General features: G+C 64.5%; 18 protein-coding genes. 14 read left to right on the top strand and 4 right to left on the bottom strand.

Annotated elements, in window-relative coordinates:
- The first annotated feature begins 86 nt into the window (after positions 1-86).
- From nrdR to AD664_RS02265, 12 genes are all read left to right on the top strand, one after another.
- The gene (gene nrdR, locus AD664_RS02210; RefSeq protein WP_013694316.1) at positions 87-551 is read left to right on the top strand and encodes a transcriptional regulator NrdR; all 465 of its coding nucleotides are present in this window, start codon (positions 87-89) and stop codon (positions 549-551) included.
- Positions 548-1681, top strand: a complete 1134-nt coding sequence (gene ribD / locus AD664_RS02215; protein ID WP_053144089.1) for a bifunctional diaminohydroxyphosphoribosylaminopyrimidine deaminase/5-amino-6-(5-phosphoribosylamino)uracil reductase RibD — start codon at positions 548-550, stop codon at positions 1679-1681. Before nrdR ends, ribD begins: the two co-directional genes overlap by 4 nt.
- A 46-nt stretch (positions 1682-1727) precedes the next feature.
- Positions 1728-2393: a riboflavin synthase gene (locus AD664_RS02220; RefSeq protein WP_053144091.1), complete on the top strand. Its 666-nt coding sequence runs from the start codon at positions 1728-1730 to the stop codon at positions 2391-2393.
- A gap of 16 nt (positions 2394-2409) precedes the next feature.
- Complete coding sequence (ribBA, locus tag AD664_RS02225) at positions 2410-3501, top strand: bifunctional 3,4-dihydroxy-2-butanone-4-phosphate synthase/GTP cyclohydrolase II (RefSeq protein WP_053144092.1); 1092 nt, start codon at positions 2410-2412, stop codon at positions 3499-3501.
- 216 nt (positions 3502-3717) lie between these two features.
- On the top strand, positions 3718-4194 hold the full coding sequence (gene ribE / locus AD664_RS02230; protein ID WP_003206025.1) for a 6,7-dimethyl-8-ribityllumazine synthase: 477 nt from the start codon (positions 3718-3720) through the stop codon (positions 4192-4194).
- On the top strand, positions 4191-4691 hold the full coding sequence (nusB, locus tag AD664_RS02235) for a transcription antitermination factor NusB (protein ID WP_042729444.1): 501 nt from the start codon (positions 4191-4193) through the stop codon (positions 4689-4691). Before ribE ends, nusB begins: the two co-directional genes overlap by 4 nt.
- An 18-nt stretch (positions 4692-4709) precedes the next feature.
- A complete protein-coding gene (thiL, locus tag AD664_RS02240; RefSeq protein ID WP_053144093.1) occupies positions 4710-5675 on the top strand; it encodes a thiamine-phosphate kinase in 966 nt (321 codons plus the stop codon).
- Positions 5672-6175: a phosphatidylglycerophosphatase A gene (locus AD664_RS02245; RefSeq protein WP_053144094.1), complete on the top strand. Its 504-nt coding sequence runs from the start codon at positions 5672-5674 to the stop codon at positions 6173-6175. Before thiL ends, AD664_RS02245 begins: the two co-directional genes overlap by 4 nt.
- An 11-nt stretch (positions 6176-6186) precedes the next feature.
- Positions 6187-6945, top strand: coding sequence for an ABC transporter substrate-binding protein (locus AD664_RS02250; protein WP_053144096.1), 759 nt, complete (start codon positions 6187-6189; stop codon positions 6943-6945).
- A gap of 109 nt (positions 6946-7054) precedes the next feature.
- On the top strand, positions 7055-7672 hold the full coding sequence (ribA, locus tag AD664_RS02255) for a GTP cyclohydrolase II (protein WP_053144098.1): 618 nt from the start codon (positions 7055-7057) through the stop codon (positions 7670-7672).
- A complete protein-coding gene (locus AD664_RS02260; protein ID WP_053144100.1) occupies positions 7669-8088 on the top strand; it encodes a hypothetical protein in 420 nt (139 codons plus the stop codon). The genes ribA and AD664_RS02260 overlap by 4 nt, the downstream gene beginning before the upstream one ends.
- Positions 8088-8873 (top strand): cobalamin-binding protein, encoded by a 786-nt coding sequence (locus AD664_RS02265; RefSeq protein ID WP_053144102.1) that lies wholly within the window; start codon positions 8088-8090, stop codon positions 8871-8873. Before AD664_RS02260 ends, AD664_RS02265 begins: the two co-directional genes overlap by 1 nt.
- Positions 8874-9000: 127 nt before the next feature.
- On the opposite strand, the gene AD664_RS02270 is transcribed toward AD664_RS02265, so the two are convergent.
- From AD664_RS02270 to AD664_RS02285, 4 genes are all read right to left on the bottom strand, one after another.
- On the bottom strand, positions 9001-10881 hold the full coding sequence (locus tag AD664_RS02270; RefSeq protein WP_053144104.1) for a TonB-dependent receptor domain-containing protein: 1881 nt from the start codon (positions 10879-10881) through the stop codon (positions 9001-9003).
- A gap of 147 nt (positions 10882-11028) precedes the next feature.
- Positions 11029-12927, bottom strand: coding sequence for a 1-deoxy-D-xylulose-5-phosphate synthase (gene dxs / locus AD664_RS02275; protein ID WP_042731668.1), 1899 nt, complete (start codon positions 12925-12927; stop codon positions 11029-11031).
- A 113-nt stretch (positions 12928-13040) separates the two neighbouring features.
- Positions 13041-13928, bottom strand: a complete 888-nt coding sequence (ispA, locus tag AD664_RS02280; protein ID WP_053144106.1) for a (2E,6E)-farnesyl diphosphate synthase — start codon at positions 13926-13928, stop codon at positions 13041-13043.
- Positions 13925-14167, bottom strand: a complete 243-nt coding sequence (locus AD664_RS02285; RefSeq protein ID WP_003185917.1) for an exodeoxyribonuclease VII small subunit — start codon at positions 14165-14167, stop codon at positions 13925-13927. The genes ispA and AD664_RS02285 overlap by 4 nt, the downstream gene beginning before the upstream one ends.
- Before the next feature lie 456 nt (positions 14168-14623).
- On the opposite strand from AD664_RS02285, the gene AD664_RS02290 reads away from it, so the two are divergent.
- Both AD664_RS02290 and AD664_RS02295 read left to right on the top strand, forming a co-directional pair.
- Positions 14624-15412, top strand: coding sequence for a YfaP family protein (locus tag AD664_RS02290; protein WP_042731665.1), 789 nt, complete (start codon positions 14624-14626; stop codon positions 15410-15412).
- 33 nt (positions 15413-15445) lie between these two features.
- Positions 15446-17155: a DUF2138 domain-containing protein gene (locus AD664_RS02295; protein ID WP_053144108.1), complete on the top strand. Its 1710-nt coding sequence runs from the start codon at positions 15446-15448 to the stop codon at positions 17153-17155.
- The last annotated feature ends 1 nt before the right edge of the window (position 17156 follow it).

Here is a 17156-nt window from a genome sequence, read left to right on the forward strand (position 1 = left end):
GCCCGTCTGTATACCGTAAACCCTATGGCTTGTCTTGCCAGTGGGATGCGCTACCATGGCCCTCCCTTTTTTTGTTGCCTGCCACCATGCACTGTCCCTTCTGCGGTGCCAACGACACCAAGGTCATCGACTCGCGACTGGTCGCCGAGGGCGAACAGGTCCGCCGCCGGCGTGAATGCCTGGCCTGCGGCGAACGCTTCACCACGTTCGAGACCGCTGAACTGGTGTTGCCGCGCCTGATCAAAACCGACGGAAGCCGCCAGCCGTTCGACGAAGAAAAACTGCGCGCCGGTATGCAGCGCGCCCTGGAAAAGCGTCCGGTGAGCGTCGAGCGCCTGGAAGCGGCGCTGGTGCACATCAAGCACAAGCTGCGGGCTACCGGCGAGCGCGAGGTCAAGTCCCTGGTGGTCGGTGAGCTGGTGATGGCCGAGTTGCAGAAGCTCGACGAAGTCGCCTACATCCGTTTCGCCTCGGTGTACCGACGCTTCCAGGACCTGAACGAGTTCCGCGAGGAAATCGACCGCCTGGCCCGTGAACCGGTGAAAGAATGACCGGCGCGTCGCAGCAGGCAGTCCTTGACGCCCACTACATGGCCCGTGCGCTGGAGCTGGCGCGGCGCGGTCGCTACACCACCCACCCCAATCCCCGGGTCGGTTGCGTGATCGTGCGTGACGGGCAGGTGGTCGGCGAGGGCTGGCACGTGCGCGCCGGCGAACCCCATGCCGAAGTCCATGCTTTGCGCGCCGCCGGTGAGCTGGCCCGGGGCGCCACCGCCTATGTGACCCTCGAACCGTGCAGCCACCACGGGCGCACGCCCCCGTGCGCCGATGCGTTGGTGAACGCCGGCGTGGCCCGGGTGGTCGCGGCGATGCAGGATCCGAACCCGGAAGTCGCCGGTCGCGGCCTGCAACGGCTGGCCCAGGCCGGCATCGCTTGCGAGAGCGGTGTGCTCGAAGGCGAGGCGCGGGCCCTCAACCCGGGCTTTCTCAAGCGCATGGAGCATGGCCTACCGTTCGTGCGGGTCAAGCTGGCGATGAGCCTCGATGGCCGCACGGCCATGGAAAGCGGCGAGAGCCAGTGGATCACCGGCCCGGCCGCACGTTCGGCGGTGCAACGCCTGCGGGCCCAGGCCAGCGTGGTGCTGACCGGCGCCGATACGGTGCTGGCGGACAATGCCCGCTTGACCGTGCGCGCCGATGAACTCGGGCTCGACGCGCAGCAGACCGCCCTGGCCATGAGCCGCCCGCCGCTGCGGGTACTGGTGGACGGTCGCCTGCGGGTCCCGCTGGACGCGGCGTTCTTCAAGGCCGGCCCGGCGCTGGTCGCGACCTGCATGGCGGTGGAGGAACAATACGCCAATGGCCCCGAATGCCTGCGGGTGCCGGGGGATGACGGGCAGGTCGATCTGCATCAATTGCTGGTGGCGCTGGCCGCCCGCGGCGTCAACGAGGTGCTGGTGGAAGCCGGTCCGCGCCTGGCGGGGGCGTTCGCTCGGCAAGGGTTGGTGGACGAATTCCAGTTGTTCATCGCCGGCAAGTTCCTCGGCTCCTCGGCGCGTCCGTTGCTGGACTGGCCGCTGGCGCGGATGAAAGACGCCCCGGAACTGAAAATCACCGAAATCCGCGCCGTGGGCGATGACTGGCGAGTCATCGCCGTTCCCGTGTCCCCGGCCAGCGTATAATTCCCGGCTTTCGCGCAAGCGGCGGCCTGTTCTCGAGGAGGACTCCATGTTTACCGGCATCATCGAATCCATCGGCAGTATCCGTGCACTCACTCCCAAGGGCGGGGATGTGCGGGTCCACGTCGAAACCGGCAAGCTCGACCTGAGCGACGTCAAGCTGGGCGACAGCATTGCGGTCAATGGCGTGTGCCTGACGGCCGTCGAGCTGCCGGGCAATGGCTTTTTGGCAGACGTCAGCCGCGAAACCCTCGACTGCACCGCGATGAACGACCTCAAGAGCGGCAGCCCGGTCAACCTGGAAAAAGCCCTGACTCCCACCACCCGCCTGGGCGGCCACTTGGTCAGCGGCCACGTGGACGGCGTCGGCGAGGTGGTTTCGCGTACCGATAATGCACGGGCCGTGGAGTTTCGTATCCGCGCGCCGAAGGAACTGGCCAAGTACATCGCCCATAAAGGCTCGATCACCGTCGATGGCACCAGCCTGACGGTCAATGCCGTGGACGGTGCCGAGTTCCTGCTGACGATCATTCCGCACACCTTGAGCGAAACCATCATGGCCTCGTATCGGCCGGGTCGCCGGGTCAACCTGGAGGTCGACCTGCTGGCCCGTTACCTGGAGCGCCTGCTGCTCGGTGACAAGGCCGCGGAGCCTGCATCCGGCGGCAATATCACCGAAAGTTTCCTGGCCGCCAACGGCTACCTCAAATCCTGACCCAAGGGGGTGCCGCGTGGCGCTCAATAGCATCGAAGAACTGGTCGAAGACATCCGCCAAGGCAAGATGGTCATCCTCATGGATGACGAAGACCGCGAGAACGAAGGCGACCTGATCATGGCCGCCGAGTGCTGCAAGGCCGAGCACATCAACTTCATGGCCAAGCACGCCCGCGGCCTGATCTGCATGCCAATGACCCGCGAGCGCTGCGAATTGCTGAAGCTGCCGCTGATGGCGCCGCGCAACGGTTCCGGCTTCGGCACCAAGTTCACCGTGTCCATCGAGGCCGCCGAGGGCGTGACCACCGGTATCTCCGCCGCGGACCGGGCGCGCACCGTGCAGGCGGCCGCCGCGAGAGACGCCAAGGCCGAAGACATCGTCAGCCCTGGCCACATCTTCCCGCTGATGGCCCAGGCCGGTGGCACCCTGGCCCGCGCCGGTCACACCGAGGCGGCTTGCGACCTGGCGCGCATGGCCGGTTTCGAGCCCAGCGGTGTGATCTGCGAAGTGATGAACGATGACGGCACCATGTCCCGTCGCGCGGAGCTGGAAGCGTTCGCCGCCGAACACGGCATCAAGATCGGCACCATCGCCGACCTGATCCACTACCGGATGATCCACGAACGTACCGTTCAGCGGATTGCCGAGCAGCCCCTGGACAGCGAGCTGGGCCAGTTCAACCTGGTGACCTACCGTGATTCGGTGGAAGGCGACGTGCACATGGCGCTGACCCTGGGCACCGTGTGCGCCGAGGAACCGACCCTGGTGCGGGTGCATAACATGGACCCGCTGCGCGACCTGCTGATGGTCAAGCAGCCCGGCCGCTGGAGCCTGCGGGCCGCGATGGCGGCGGTGGCCGAGGCCGGCAGTGGCGTGGTCCTGCTGCTCGGGCATCCGCTCGATGGCGATGTGTTGCTGGCGCACATCCGCGAGACCGGCGACCAGGCGGCGGTGAAAAAGCCGACCACCTACAGCATCGTCGGCGCCGGTTCGCAGATCCTTCGCGACCTGGGCGTGCGTAAAATGCGCCTGATGAGCGCACCGATGAAATTTAATGCGATATCCGGTTTCGATCTGGAAGTTGTAGAATACGTGCCCTCCGAATAATGGCCCTTGTTCAGTGAAGGGGGCCCTTGTGGGAGCGGGCTTGCCCGCGAAGGCGATGTGTCAGTCGACATCAATGTTGAAGGTTCCATCGCTTTCGCGGGCAAGCCCGCTCCCACAAAGGTTTACACTTCGCTGCGTTGAGGCTTTGTATTCGTGGCTAATATCACTGAAAGAGCGCGTAAAGAACGCGCTCTGGCTCTTTAAGAGATCTGACGAATGACCCTGAAGACCATCGAAGGTACCTTCATCGCCCCTAAAGGCCGCTATGCTCTGGTAGTCGGCCGTTTCAACAGTTTCGTGGTCGAGAGCCTGGTTGGCGGTGCGGTCGATGCCCTGGTTCGCCATGGCGTGAGCGAAAGCGACATCACCATCATCCGTGCGCCTGGCGCCTTCGAAATTCCGCTGGTTGCGCAGAAAGTCGCGCAAAAAGGCGAATACGCGGCGATCATCGCCCTGGGCGCGGTCATTCGTGGCGGTACCCCGCACTTCGAATACGTGGCCGGCGAGTGCACCAAGGGCCTGGCCCAGGTGTCCATGGAGTTCGGCGTACCCGTCGCCTTCGGCGTGCTGACCGTTGATTCCATCGAGCAAGCCATCGAGCGTTCCGGCACCAAGGCCGGTAACAAAGGTGCCGAAGCGGCCCTGTCCGCCCTGGAAATGGTCAGCCTGCTGGCGCAGTTGGAGGCCAAGTGATTAGCGACGAAAGCGATCGTTTCAACCCGCGCGATCCCAAGCCCGCCGATGCCGGCAAACCGTCGAAAAGCGCCAAGCGCCGCGAAGCCCGTCAGCTCGCGACCCAGGCACTTTATCAATGGCACATGGCCAAGCAATCGTTGAACGAGATCGAAGCGCAGTTCCGGGTCGACAACGATTTCAGTGATGTCGACGGCGCCTACTTCCGCGAAATCCTTCACGGGGTTCCGCAGTTCAAGACCGAAATCGACACCGCGCTTGCGCCGTGCCTGGACCTGACCATCGAAGAGCTGGACCCGGTTGAACTGGCGGTCTTGCGCCTGTCCACCTGGGAACTGCTCAAGCGCGTCGACGTTCCGTACCGCGTGGTGATCAACGAGGGTATCGAGCTGGCGAAGGTCTTCGGTTCCACCGACGGCCACAAGTTCGTCAACGGTGTCCTCGACAAGCTGGCCCCTCGCCTGCGTGAAGCTGAAGTGAAGGCGTTCAAGCGCTGAACGGCGCTTGCGGCGGCTATGGGCGAATTTGAGCTGATCCGTAATTACTTCGCCGCCGCGCCTTGTGCGCAGGGCGGCGAGGGCGTCGCGCTGGGGATCGGCGACGACTGCGCTTTGCTGGCTGTGCCTGCTGGGGAGCAACTGGCGGTGTCCACCGACACCCTCGTGGCCGGTGTGCACTTCCCTGATCCCTGCGATCCGTTCCTGCTCGGCCAGCGCTCGCTGGCCGTTGCGGTCAGCGACCTGGCCGCCATGGGCGCCACTCCGGTTGCCTTTACCCTTGCCCTGACCCTGCCGACGGTAACCGCCGATTGGCTGCTGGCCTATGCCCGCGGCTTGAACCAGATGGCCCAGGCCTGTGGCGTAACGCTGGTGGGCGGTGACACCACGCGAGGGCCGTTGAGCCTGACCCTGACGGTGTTTGGCCGAGTGCCTGTCGGCCAGGCCCTGACCCGTGGCGGCGCGCAACCTGGCGATCTGCTCTGCGTCGGCGGCGAGTTGGGCAACGCCGCTGGCGCCTTGCCGCTGGTGCTTGGCCAGCGCATCGCCGAAACCGCTGTCGCCGCCCCCCTGCTGGCACACTACTGGTCGCCCCGGCCGCAGATCGACCTGGGCCTGGCGCTGCGGGGCAAGGCCCGCGCGGCAATGGATATTTCCGATGGCCTGCTGGCCGATTGCGGACATATTGCCCAGGCATCCGCCGTGGCCATTGAGGTTGAACGGGACCGCCTGCCGTTGTCCAAGGCTTTAGTGACGTTCCTTGGCGTGCCGGGCGCGACGGATGCGGCCCTGAGTGGCGGCGACGATTACGTGTTGCTGTTTACCTTGCCGCCGGCCGGGTTGTCGGCGCTGCAAGCCGAAGGCTGGCCGATCCATGTGATCGGTCGCGTAGCGGCAGGCGAGGGCGTTTCGCTGGTCGACCGCCATGGACAGGACATCACCCCGCACATCCGGGGCTACCAACATTTTCGGGAGACACCGTGACAGATCATCCCAACCAGGTCCCGGCGGAGTTCGTTCCACCCTCGGTCTGGCGCAATCCCTGGCATTTCATGGCCTTCGGCTTCGGTTCGGGAACCTTGCCTAAAGCGCCGGGCACCTGGGGCTCGCTGGTTGCGCTACCCTTCATACCGTTGTGGCAGATGTTGCCGGACTGGGGCTACTGGCTGATGCTGGGCCTCACCATGCTGTTTGGCTTCTGGCTCTGTGGCAAAGTGGCGGATGACCTGCGGGTGCACGATCATGAAGGCATCGTCTGGGACGAAATGGTCGGCATGTGGATCACCCTCTGGCTGGTGCCGGAAGGCTGGTACTGGCTGATAATGGGTTTCCTGGTGTTTCGCTTCTTCGATATCCTCAAGCCATGGCCGATCCGCTGGATCGACCGGCATGTTCACGGAGGCGTCGGTATCATGCTCGACGATGTCCTGGCCGGGGTCTTTGCCTGGCTGGCAATGCAAGGATTGGTGTGGTGTTTCACCTGAGGGAGCCAGGAATGGGCGTCAGCCGCGCACTACTGCTGTTGCTGTGTCTGGGGGCCTGCCTCGGCGTGCGAGCGGCCGACCCGGCGCCGCTGCCGGGCAAGATCCGCGCGGCCAGCGAGGAGTGGGCCAATTACACCCAGGCCGATGGCCAGGGCATGGCCTGGGACATCCTGCGCGAGGTGTTCGAGCCTGAAGGCGTCAAGCTGGAGATCCGCAGCGTGCCGTACACCCGCTCGATCGGGTTGGTGCAGCGCGGCGAAGTCGACGCACAGGTGGGCGCCTACCGCGATGAAACCGAAGGCCTGCTCTACCCTCATTGGCACTACGACGTCGATCATATCTATGCCCTGGGGCTGGCTTCCAAGCCGTCCCCGACGCTGACCACCGTCGGCAACTACCGGCTGGTGTGGATGCGTGGCTACGAATACAACAGCTACCTGCCCAACATCCGGCGTTACAACGAAATTCACCGGGCGGTGGGGATCTTGCCGATGCTTGCCCATGATCGCGCCGATTTCTATATCGATGCGCTGATGGAGATCCAGCAGGTGCTCGCCAAGGCCGACAATCCCCAGCAGTACAAGCTCTCGCCGTTGATCAACCTGCCGCTCTACCTGGGGTTTGCCAACAACGAGAACGGCCGGGCCTTGCGCGCGCTGTTCGACCGGCGCATGGAGGTATTGGTCAAGAACGGCAAGTTGAAACCGATCTTCGAGCGTTGGAAACAACCCTATCCGTTCGACGAGAATGGCAATCCACCGAAGCCGTAATCAAACTTTTCGATGGTTATGGCCGACAATTCAGCCTAAGCGTCTGTCTTGACGTGCTGTTACAATGCCCGCCTCTGCGAAACTCCAGTACTAGATCAGGAGCACACCGGTGCCTGTCGTTTTTGTTGCCGCTTCCAAGCTGCCAACGCCCTTTGCGCAATTCACCATGCATGGTTTTCTCGATGAAGCCACCGGCCGCGAGCACGTCGTGCTGAGCCTGGGTGATTTCGCCGACGGCGCACCGGTGCTCGGCCGCCTGCATTCCGAATGCCTGACGGGCGATGCCTTGTTCAGCCAGCGCTGCGATTGCGGTTCGCAACTCGAGGCGGCCTTGCAGGCGATTGCCCGCGAAGGCCGTGGCGTATTGCTGTACCTGCGCCAGGAAGGGCGGGGCATTGGCCTGCTGAACAAGATTCGCGCCTATGAGTTGCAAGATGGCGGCGCGGATACCGTCGAGGCCAATGAGCGCCTCGGCTTTGCCGCCGACATGCGCGACTACAGCATCTGCCAGCCGATGCTCCAGCACCTGGGGGTCACGTCCTTGCGGTTGATGACCAACAACCCGCGCAAGGTCAAGGCGTTGACCGACATGGGCATCGTCGTGGCCGAGCGCGTGCCGCTGCACACCGGTCATAACCCCCACAACAAGCTCTACCTGGCGACCAAGGCCAGCAAGCTCGACCACATGATGGGCAACGAGCACCAGGGCGAGGTCGACCGGGCGTGACGCGTGGTCAGGTCCGGCGGCGCCTGTCCGTCACGTGGTGGCAGTACCTGGCGCTGGCCTTGCTGCCGCTGTTCGTGATCAACGCGGTGTTCGGTCAGGGCGAGGCGATCCTGCCGGTGCTGGCGATGCCGTTGTTCATTGCGGGCGTGGCGTCGATGTTTGTCAGCCTGCGTTTCTTCGGGCCCTACAAGAACGCCTTGATCGCCACCCAGAAAGCCCTCGACACGGCGGATGAGCCCCAAGCCTGGATTCGCCTGGCGGCCCGTCGGCGTGCGGCGCTCCTGGTCGCCGCGCTGCCGGCCTGGGTCGGTGCGCTGGCGGTATTCGTCGGCCTCGAAGCGGTGCCGTTGATGCTGCTGGCGTTGTCCACGGCCGTGTTGTTCTACCTGTACCGCATCCCGCGTCAACTCGGCTGATGCACCGCTGGCTGGCGGTTGTGCTGCTGGCCGTCAGTGCCTCGGCGGTTGCGGCCCCACGGGTGGTCAGCCTGGCGCCTTCGTTATCGGAAATCGTTGTCGAGCTCGATTGCGCCGACCTGCTGGTGGGCGTGCTGGACGGCGGTGAGCGTCCCGCCGTGCTGGGCAACCTGCCTTCGGTTGGGCGTTACGGGCAACTGGACATGGAGCGCTTGCTCAGCCTCAAGCCCGACCTGCTCCTGCTCTGGCCCGGCAGCGTAGGACCGGCCCAGCGTGAGCAGCTCAAGGGCCTGGGCATCGCCATCCACGTGGTCGACCCCCACGACCTCGACCAGTTGATCACGCAAATCGAAGCCATCGCCGCGCAGCTTGGCCGGCCGGAACGGGGCATGCAACGCGCGGCGCAGTTGCGCGAGCGCCTGGAGGGCCTGCGCCAACGCTACCGGCGCGAGCCACCGCTGCCGGTGTTTTATCAGGTGTGGGATCGGCCGCTCTATACCGTGGGCGGTGGCCAGATCATCAGCGATGCCCTGGCGGTGTGCGGCGCGCGCAATGTGTTCGCCGACCTGAGCCTGCCGGCGCCGCAAGTGAGCGTGGAGTCGGTGTTGCAGCGCAAGCCGCAGGCGATCCTGGCCACGGAACAGGCCCAGCTCGATGCCTGGAAAGCCTGGCCGGTGGCGCAAGAGCGGTTGCTGCGGGTGACCGACAAGGGGCTGGAGCGGCCCAGTGGGCAGATGATCGAGGCGACGGCCCGGTTGTGTGAGTTGATTGCGCCGGATAAATAGACCCAGGCGCCTGCAATCGCGAGCCAGCTCGCTCTTACAGATGACCGCGTCCTGGGCGGCAACATCGATCAACTGTGGGAGCGGGCTCGCCCGCGAAGGGGCCAGTCCAGGCACCACAAACTCTGGATCAGAGTGACGGTGTCCAGGTCACCCCAAACAACCACGTCCGACCTTCCTCCCGATACCCATACTGGGCCCCATCATGGCTATACAGCGCCCGGCTATAACCTTTGTCCAGCAGGTTATCCACCTTCATTTCCAACTTCACTTCCCGGCTCAGCGCCCACCCGCTGCGCAAGCCCAGGAGGGCATAGCCACCCAGCGCATGGCGGTTGTTCTCATCGTCGTAGCTGCTGCTCACCGCTTGCCAGGTCGCACCGAGGCTCAGTCGGTCGAATGAGCGGTCCAGGTCCAGGCTCAAGGTCCGGCGGGCGCGGCGGGCCAGGGTGTGGCCGCTGTCCCTGTCCCGTGGGTCGATCACGGCCACGGCCAGGTTGCCCTGCCAGCCGAACAGATCCTGCATCAAGGCCATTTCGACGCCGTTGATCCGCGCCGAGGCGACGTTCTGCGGGCGTGACTGGCTGCCGAAAATGATCGCGTCCTTGAGGTCAGTGCGATACAGCGAGGTCTCCAGGCGGGTGTCCTCTCCCAATTGGCTGCGCCATTGCAGTTCGTAGCTCTTGGCGGTCTCGGGGGTGAGGTTCGGGTTGCTGTAGTCCGGGTAGTACAGGTCGTTGAAGGTCGGCGCGCGAAAACTTTCGCTGTAGGTCAGCAACAGGTCGTTGCCCGGCGAAACCGGCAGGGTGAGGGTGCCGCTCCAACTGTTCTGGCCGCCGAATTGCTGGTTCTGGTCGCGTCGCAGGCCCAATTCGGTGGAAAACGCCTCGGCCTGGTAGCGGTGCTGGATAAACGCGGCGCGGTTCCAGCGACTGTCCTCGTCGAACGGTGTACTGCTGTTGACCCGATCCTCATACCAGTCGCCGCCCACGATCAGGCTGTTGTGCTCATCCAGCGTCACGTCGTTCTGCCAGGTCACGGAGTCGCGGTAGGTGTTGAACACTTCGCGGACATCGCTGAGCTTGTCGAAGGTCTTCTCGCGATTCTCGCTGTGGCCCACTTCGAGGCGGGATTTCCAGGTGTCGTTGATGCGTCCATCCACGTAGCTGCTGAAGCTGCTCACGGCAAACTCGCTGTACGGCTGCTGGGGCAGTGATTCGAACGTCGCCGGGTCAAAGCGGCCGAACGGGTTGTCGTATTCGCTCTTGCCGCGGTTATCCAGCAGATTCAGCCCGACTTCCAGGCCGTCTGTCAGCGCATGGCTCAGGCTCAGGCTCAGCGACTGGTTGCGGTTGGCGTCGTCGTCGCGGTCGCTGGCGTAGGAGGTGTGGGTCCGATTGGTGCCAGCGGATTCGTCCAGGCTGGCGCCGAGGTTGAAGCGCGTCTGTTCATCGCCGCCGGACAGCCCCAGGCTGCGTTCCCAGGTTTGGTGACTGCCGGCGCCCAGGTGCAGGCGCGGTTGCACGCCCTGTTCATGGCCTCGACGGGTAAAGATCTGGATGACTCCGCCCACTGCATCGGCGCCATAGAGGACCGAGCGCGAGCCCCGCAGTACTTCCACTCGCTCGATCTGGTTGATATTCAGCCGTTGCAGGTTACTGTCACCGGAGGTGGCGTTGCCGATGCGCTGGCCGTCCACCAATACCAGGCTCTGGGCCGACTTGGTGCCGCGAATGTAGATCCCCGGCAGGCTGCCGCGTCCACCCAGCGGCGCGACCTGCACCCCCGGCACGCGACTGAGCAGGTCACTGACGCTGGCCGGCTGCAAGCGTTCGATGTCGTCGCGGGTGAAGACCGTGTTGGCGGCACTGCTGTCATTTCGCGCCTCGACCTGGCGGTTGGCGCTGATCACGATGTCGGGCAGCTTCAGTGCCTGCTCGCGCTCGAACGTGTCGGCCAGCAGGTCGGGGGTTGGCAGCAGGGACAGGGTGAGGGCCAGGCGCAGTTTCATGGGTGTTCCGTGATTATTTGGTCTACACAAAACCAATGTGGGAGCGAGCTTGCTCGCGATAGCGGAAGATCAGTCAATTAACCCATTGGCTGACACACCGCTATCGCGAGCAAGCTCGCTCCCACAGGGGGTTGTGTGGGCTGAAAATTACAGGCCCAGCAACTGCAATCGCTGGCGCACCGAGGCTTCGATGCCGGCCTCGTCCAGGCCACACTCGGCCAGCATCTGGGCAGGCTTGGCGTGTTCGACGTAGATGTCCGGCAGGCCCAGGTGCAACACCGGCTTGAGCAGGTTTTCCCGGGCCAGGAACTCGCTGACTGCTGCGCCGGCACCACCCATGATGGCGTTTTCCTCGACGGTCACCAGCAGTTCATGGCCCGCCGCGATCTCGCGGACCAGCGCTTCGTCCAGGGGTTTGACGAAGCGCATGTCCACCACCGTGGCGTCCAGGGTCTGCGCGACCTTGAGGGCTTCGGCCAGTTGCACGCCGAACACCAGCAGCGCGGTTTGCCGACCCTGGCGACGGATCACGCCCTTGCCGATCTCGATGGGGTCGAGGTTGGCTTCAATGGGCGCATTCGGGCCGGTGCCACGGGGGTAGCGCACCGCCGCCGGGCCATTGAACAGGTGGCCGGTGGTGAGCATTTTGCGCAGCTCGTTTTCATCGCTCGGGGTCATCACCAGCATGCCGGGGATGCAGCGCAGGAACGACAGGTCGAAACTGCCGGCGTGGGTCGGACCGTCTTCGCCCACCAGGCCGGCACGGTCGATGGCGAACAACACGTCGAGGTTCTGCACCGCCACGTCATGCACCAATTGGTCATAGCCGCGTTGCAGGAAGGTCGAATAGATCGCCACCACCGGTTTCGCGCCTTCGCAGGCCATGCCGGCGGCGAGGGTCACGGCGTGCTGCTCGGCAATCGCCACGTCGAAGTAGCGCTGCGGGTAGCGTTCGCTGAACGCCACCAGGTCCGAGCCTTCCTTCATGGCCGGGGTGATGCCCACCAGGCGCGGATCGGCGGCGGCCATGTCGCACAACCACTGGCCGAACACGCCGGAATACTTCGGCCCGCCGGCTTTTTTCGGGGCGGCGGCCGGTGCGTCCAGGGGTTCGAGCTTGGTGATGGCGTGGTAGCCGATCGGGTCGACTTCCGCCGGGGCGAAGCCTTTGCCCTTCTTGGTGACCACGTGCAGGAACTGCGGGCCCTTGAGGTCGCGCATGTTGCGCAGGGTGGCGATCAATGTGGGCAGGTCGTGGCCGTCGATGGGGCCGATGTAGTTCCAGCCCAGTTCTTCGAACAGCGTGCCGGGAACCAGCATGCCCTTGGCGTACTCCTCGGTGCGCCGGGCGATTTCCCAGGCACCGGGCAGGCGCGACAGGACCTTCTTGCTGCCTTCGCGCATGCTGGCGTAGGTGCGGCTGGAGAGGATCTTCGCCAGGTAGTTGGACAAGCCGCCGACGTTGCGCGAGATCGACATGTCGTTGTCGTTGAGGATCACCAGCATGTTGGCGTTGACTTCCGGCGCGTGGTTCAGCGCCTCGAACGCCATGCCCGCGGTCAGTGCGCCGTCGCCGATCACGGCAATGGCCTTGCGGTCGCTGTTCTGCAGGCGGGCGGCAATGGCCATGCCCAAGGCGGCGCTGATGGACGTGCTGGAGTGGCCGACGCCAAAGGTGTCGTATTCGCTCTCGGAGCGGCGCGGGAATGCTGCCACGCCGTCCTTCTGGCGCAACGTGCCCATGCGCTCGCGACGGCCGGTGAGGATCTTGTGCGGGTAGGCCTGGTGCCCCACGTCCCACACTAGCCGGTCGTCCGGGGTGTCGAACACGTAGTGCAAGGCGATCGTCAGCTCGATGACGCCCAGGCCGGCTCCGAAGTGCCCACCGGTCTGACCGACCGTGTAGAGCAGTTCCAGGCGCAACTCATCGGCCAGGGTTTCCAGCTCGGCTTCACCCAACCGGCGCAGGCCGTCCGGCGTGTTGGCACGGTCCAGCAGGGGCGTGGTCGGGCGCTTGCGGGGAATCTCTTGAAACGTCGTGGGCATCAGGCGAATCGTTATAGGTATAGAAAGAGGCGGCAGTTTACCTTATGCATCGCAAGCTGCCCACGCGTTGGCCGGAACTTGGCCGATACGCAGTCTGAAGGGTTGACCCCGTATCAGTTGCGTCGTTCGACGATATAGCGGGCCAGCTCACGCAACGGCTCGGCCGCCGCGTCAAAGGGTCGCAGCGCGGCCAGGGCCTGGTCGCGCAGCTCCAGGGCGTAGGCCTTGGCGGCATCGAGGCCGAGCAGGGCCGGGTAAGTCGGCTTGTCGCGGGCGATGTCGGCGCCCTGGCGCTTGCCGAGGGTCTGGGTATCGCTTTCGACGTCGAGGATGTCGTCCTGCACCTGGAACGCCAGGCCGATGGCCCGGGCGTAGGCTTGCAAGGCATGCAACTGCTCCGGCGTGGCCCGACCGCTGGCGAGGGCGCCCAGCTTCACGCTGGCCTCGATCAGCGCACCGGTCTTGTGCCGATGCATGTATTCCAGCGCGCCCTGGTCCAGTTTCAAGCCGACCGAGCCGAGGTCGATGGCCTGACCGCCGACCATGCCGGCAGGGCCCGCCGCCAGCGCCAGGGTACTGACCATGTCCAGGCGGATCTGCGCCGGGCAATCGCTCAGGGCGGGGTCGAGCAGGGCGCTGAAGGCCAGGCTCTGCAACCCGTCGCCGGCAAGAATCGCGCAAGCTTCGTCGAATTGCTTGTGCGTGGTGGGCTGGCCGCGGCGCAGGTCGTCGTCGTCCATGGCCGGCAGGTCATCGTGGACCAGCGAGTAGGCGTGGATCAGCTCCACCGCGCACGCCGCGCCGTTGGCCTGCCGAGCCTCGCCGCCCAGCGCTTCGCAGGCGGCATAGGCCAGCAGCGGGCGGACACGCTTGCCGCCGTTCATCACGCTGTAGCGCATGGCTTCGTACAACCGCGCCAGCTCCGGGCTCGGGGCGCTGAACAAGGTGTCCAATGCAGCATTGACCCGGGCCTGGCTGCTGGCCTGATAGGCGGCGATCATTCAGGCTGTTCCGCGTCGAAAGGCTCTTCGGTCAACTCGCCGTCGCGTTCGAGCAGCAATTGCACTTTCTGCTCGGCCTGGGCCAGCGCCGCCTGGCAGTCGCGAGTCAAGCCGATACCCTGCTCGAAGGCGGTCAGCGAGTCTTCCAGCGACAATTCGCCGTTCTCCAGCCGCTCGACCAGCGTTTGCAGGTCGGCCAGAGATTGTTCGAAATCCAGTGCTGCTTTTTTACGGGCCATGGCGGCTCTTCCGGTTGACTGTTAAACCGGCGCGACACTAGCAGACATGGGGGGTTGGGGCAAATCAGGGGGGGCAGGGTCAGGCGGGGCAGATGAGGCTGTGCCAGACGCTGCGGCCTGGCTTTTGGGGCGAGGGCGCTTGGTCCCGCTTGGGGCGCGCGACGGAGGGGGGCCGTGTTGCCTGACGCGCCATCAATTGCTCAGAATTTGTACAATTTTTACGTATTCGGCTCATTTCGTGAGCCGAATACGCACGCTAATCGGCTCACGCTCGGTTCAGTCCGTGATTTCCCACACAGAATCGCGCGTTCCCCGATTGTGAATCATTGGCCGAATCGCTAACCTTCGCGCCATCTACAGCCCCCGTATGGCGGGCTTTCGGACGAAACCTGATAAATGATAAAAAATGCGCCGGGGAAGGGCGCCAGGTTGCGTTGTGCATGGCAGGAGGCATACATGCGTTTTCCTACACTGTTGATCGCGTTGGTGGTCGCACCCTTGGCGTGGGCGCAGCCTTCGGCGCAGATGTCCGAGCCGGTGGGCGGCTGGCGCTACAGTGGCCTGCTCGACCGTACGGAAAATCCCCAGGTTGCCTATCCCACGCCCCCCATCGATCGGGGCGTACAGCGCAACCGCACAATGATCGAAGGCCAGATCAAGGCTATGGGCACGATGCGCCAACCCCACAGCCTGGCGGTCAACGGCAATCCACTGAACCTCTATACCGACGACGAAGGGCGTTTCGCCCGGCCGTATGCGTTCGGCGCCGGTTCCAACAGCGTCGAGGTGCGCAGTTCCGAAGGCCGGTCGCTCAAGCGGGTGCAGTTCTATGAAGCCAACAACCTGCGCACGCCGGCGCAGATCCGAGTGGTGCTGGGCTGGGACGACCCCAAGGCCGAGCTGGATCTGCATATCGTCACACCGGACGGCCAACATGCGTTCTTCGGCCAGCCTGCGCTGAGCAACGGCGGCGGCCTGGACCCGGATGGCGTCGATGGCCCCGGCCCGGAAATGTTCACCATGACCGCGCCGATGCACGGCACCTACCTGGTCTACGTGAACTATTGGGGCAACTACGGCAGCGGTGGCTACAACTTCGATGAAGGCAGCAACCAGAACGAGGTGATCACCTCGCAGATCAACCTGGTGCTCAACGAAAACACCGTCGACGAAAAACGCGAGACCTTTGTCGTGCCCCTGCGCGCCATTGGCGATCTGCTGCTGGTCAAGACTTTCAACTACTAATTCCGCTCCACGGATGAACAGGCCCTTGTGAATATGAGCGACAACACTGCTTCCCCGACCACTGCGACACCTGTCGCTAAACCTGCGCGTCGCTGGCCGGCGTTGCTGATCGGGCTGTGCCTGGTGGCCGGTGTAGCCGCCGGGTTGGGCTGGTTCATGCACAAGCCCAAGGCGCCGCCCACGGCGCTGGCCCTGGAGAAACTCGGCCTGAGCCGCCCCGACGGCTTGCTCGAGGCCCATTCCCTGAGCCAGTTGCCCAAGGACCTGCTGGCGGTACCGTTCCTCAAGGCCACGCTCACCGAAGACTTCGTCTTCTACTATGAGGCCCACGCCGACCGCCTCGGCCTGATCGGCAGCCTGCGCCGGATCATCTACGAGCATGACCTGAAGTTGCAGGACAGCCTGATCGAGGAACTGTTCGACCAGCCGGCCGATGTCGCGCTGTGGCGCGGCGCCGATGGTCGCCTCAAGGATTTCCTGCTGGTGATGGACCGCGGTGGCCTGGCCAAGGTGCTGGAGCCGCTGGCCAAGGTTGCCCTGGACGATACGCAACTGAGCAAACTCAGCGACCTGCGGGTCGGCGGCGACGATGTCGCGCTCTATCAACTGACCTACAACGCCAGCAAGTCCCTGGTCTTCGCCTCCCATGGCGACAAGCTGGTGGTGCTGTCCAACCCGACCAAGCTCTACGACCCGGCCAACGGCCCATCGGAGGAGCGCGGCAGTGTGTCGACCACCGCCCTGGCGGCGCTGCTCAACGGCGACAAACTCTTCCCCGAAGCCTTCGGCCTGCCGGCCAAGGCACCGCAGGTCAAGCAACGCATCTCGGTCAACGCCAGCGTGCTCGCCATGGGCTACCAGCGGTTCATCCCGAATTTCGCCGGGCTGCGCTTCGACATGGACGACAAGGGCTGGCACAGCTTCCTGGCCATGGACGAACTGGAGAACCAGCCAGACTTCGACTTCAAGCCGATCTGGCAAGCCATGCCCATGGGCGCCAGCGCCTGCGTGACCTTGCCCCTGGCGGCTGCGCCCCAGAAGCCGCTGCTGGTAAAACTTGGCGCCGATGAAAAGGCCGCCCAGGCCATGATCGACCACGTGACCGGCGCGGCCGGCCTGTGCTGGTACGCCGATTCGCGTCTTTACACGCCGTTGCTGGTGGCGAGCCTGAACGAAGACGACGGCAAGCTCGACGCCGACCTGGGCCAGTTGTTCGGTTCGATGGTGGGCGCCTACGAAAACAATGTCGCTGAGCACGCCTTCCCGGTGGTCGAGAAGCAGGAAGGCGCGATGCACCAGTGGCAACGGCAGGTGAGTTCCAACTTCGGACCTTACCTGGCCAAGGATTCGCTGCAACCGGACGCCATCACCGGCAAGGCGTTCATGCGGGTCAGCCTGGCGCGCCACGGTTCGACGCTGTTGTTTTCCCTGGACGACAAGCTGGTGGACAAGGCCCTCGGCACCCTCGACAAGCGCTTCCCGCCGATGGCCGATGTGGTGCCCAAGGACCTGCTGATGCCGATCTATTTCGGCCCGGACTCCATCGCGCAGTTGATGCAGCACGAAACCCTCGACAGCCTGCCCCAGGACATGGAGCCGGTGTTCTACAACGCCGCGCAAACCTATCTGATTCCGAAGCTGCGCACCCTCGGTGGCTACGGCAAGTACGCCCTGACGTTGCCGGCCGGCAGTGAGCCGGACGGTCACTGGCAATGGCTGCCGCTGGAATGGAAAGCGCTGTGAC

The organism is Pseudomonas sp. P97.38, from assembly GCF_001269745.1.
In the GTDB taxonomy this organism is placed as follows: domain Bacteria; phylum Pseudomonadota; class Gammaproteobacteria; order Pseudomonadales; family Pseudomonadaceae; genus Aquipseudomonas; species Aquipseudomonas chlororaphis_E.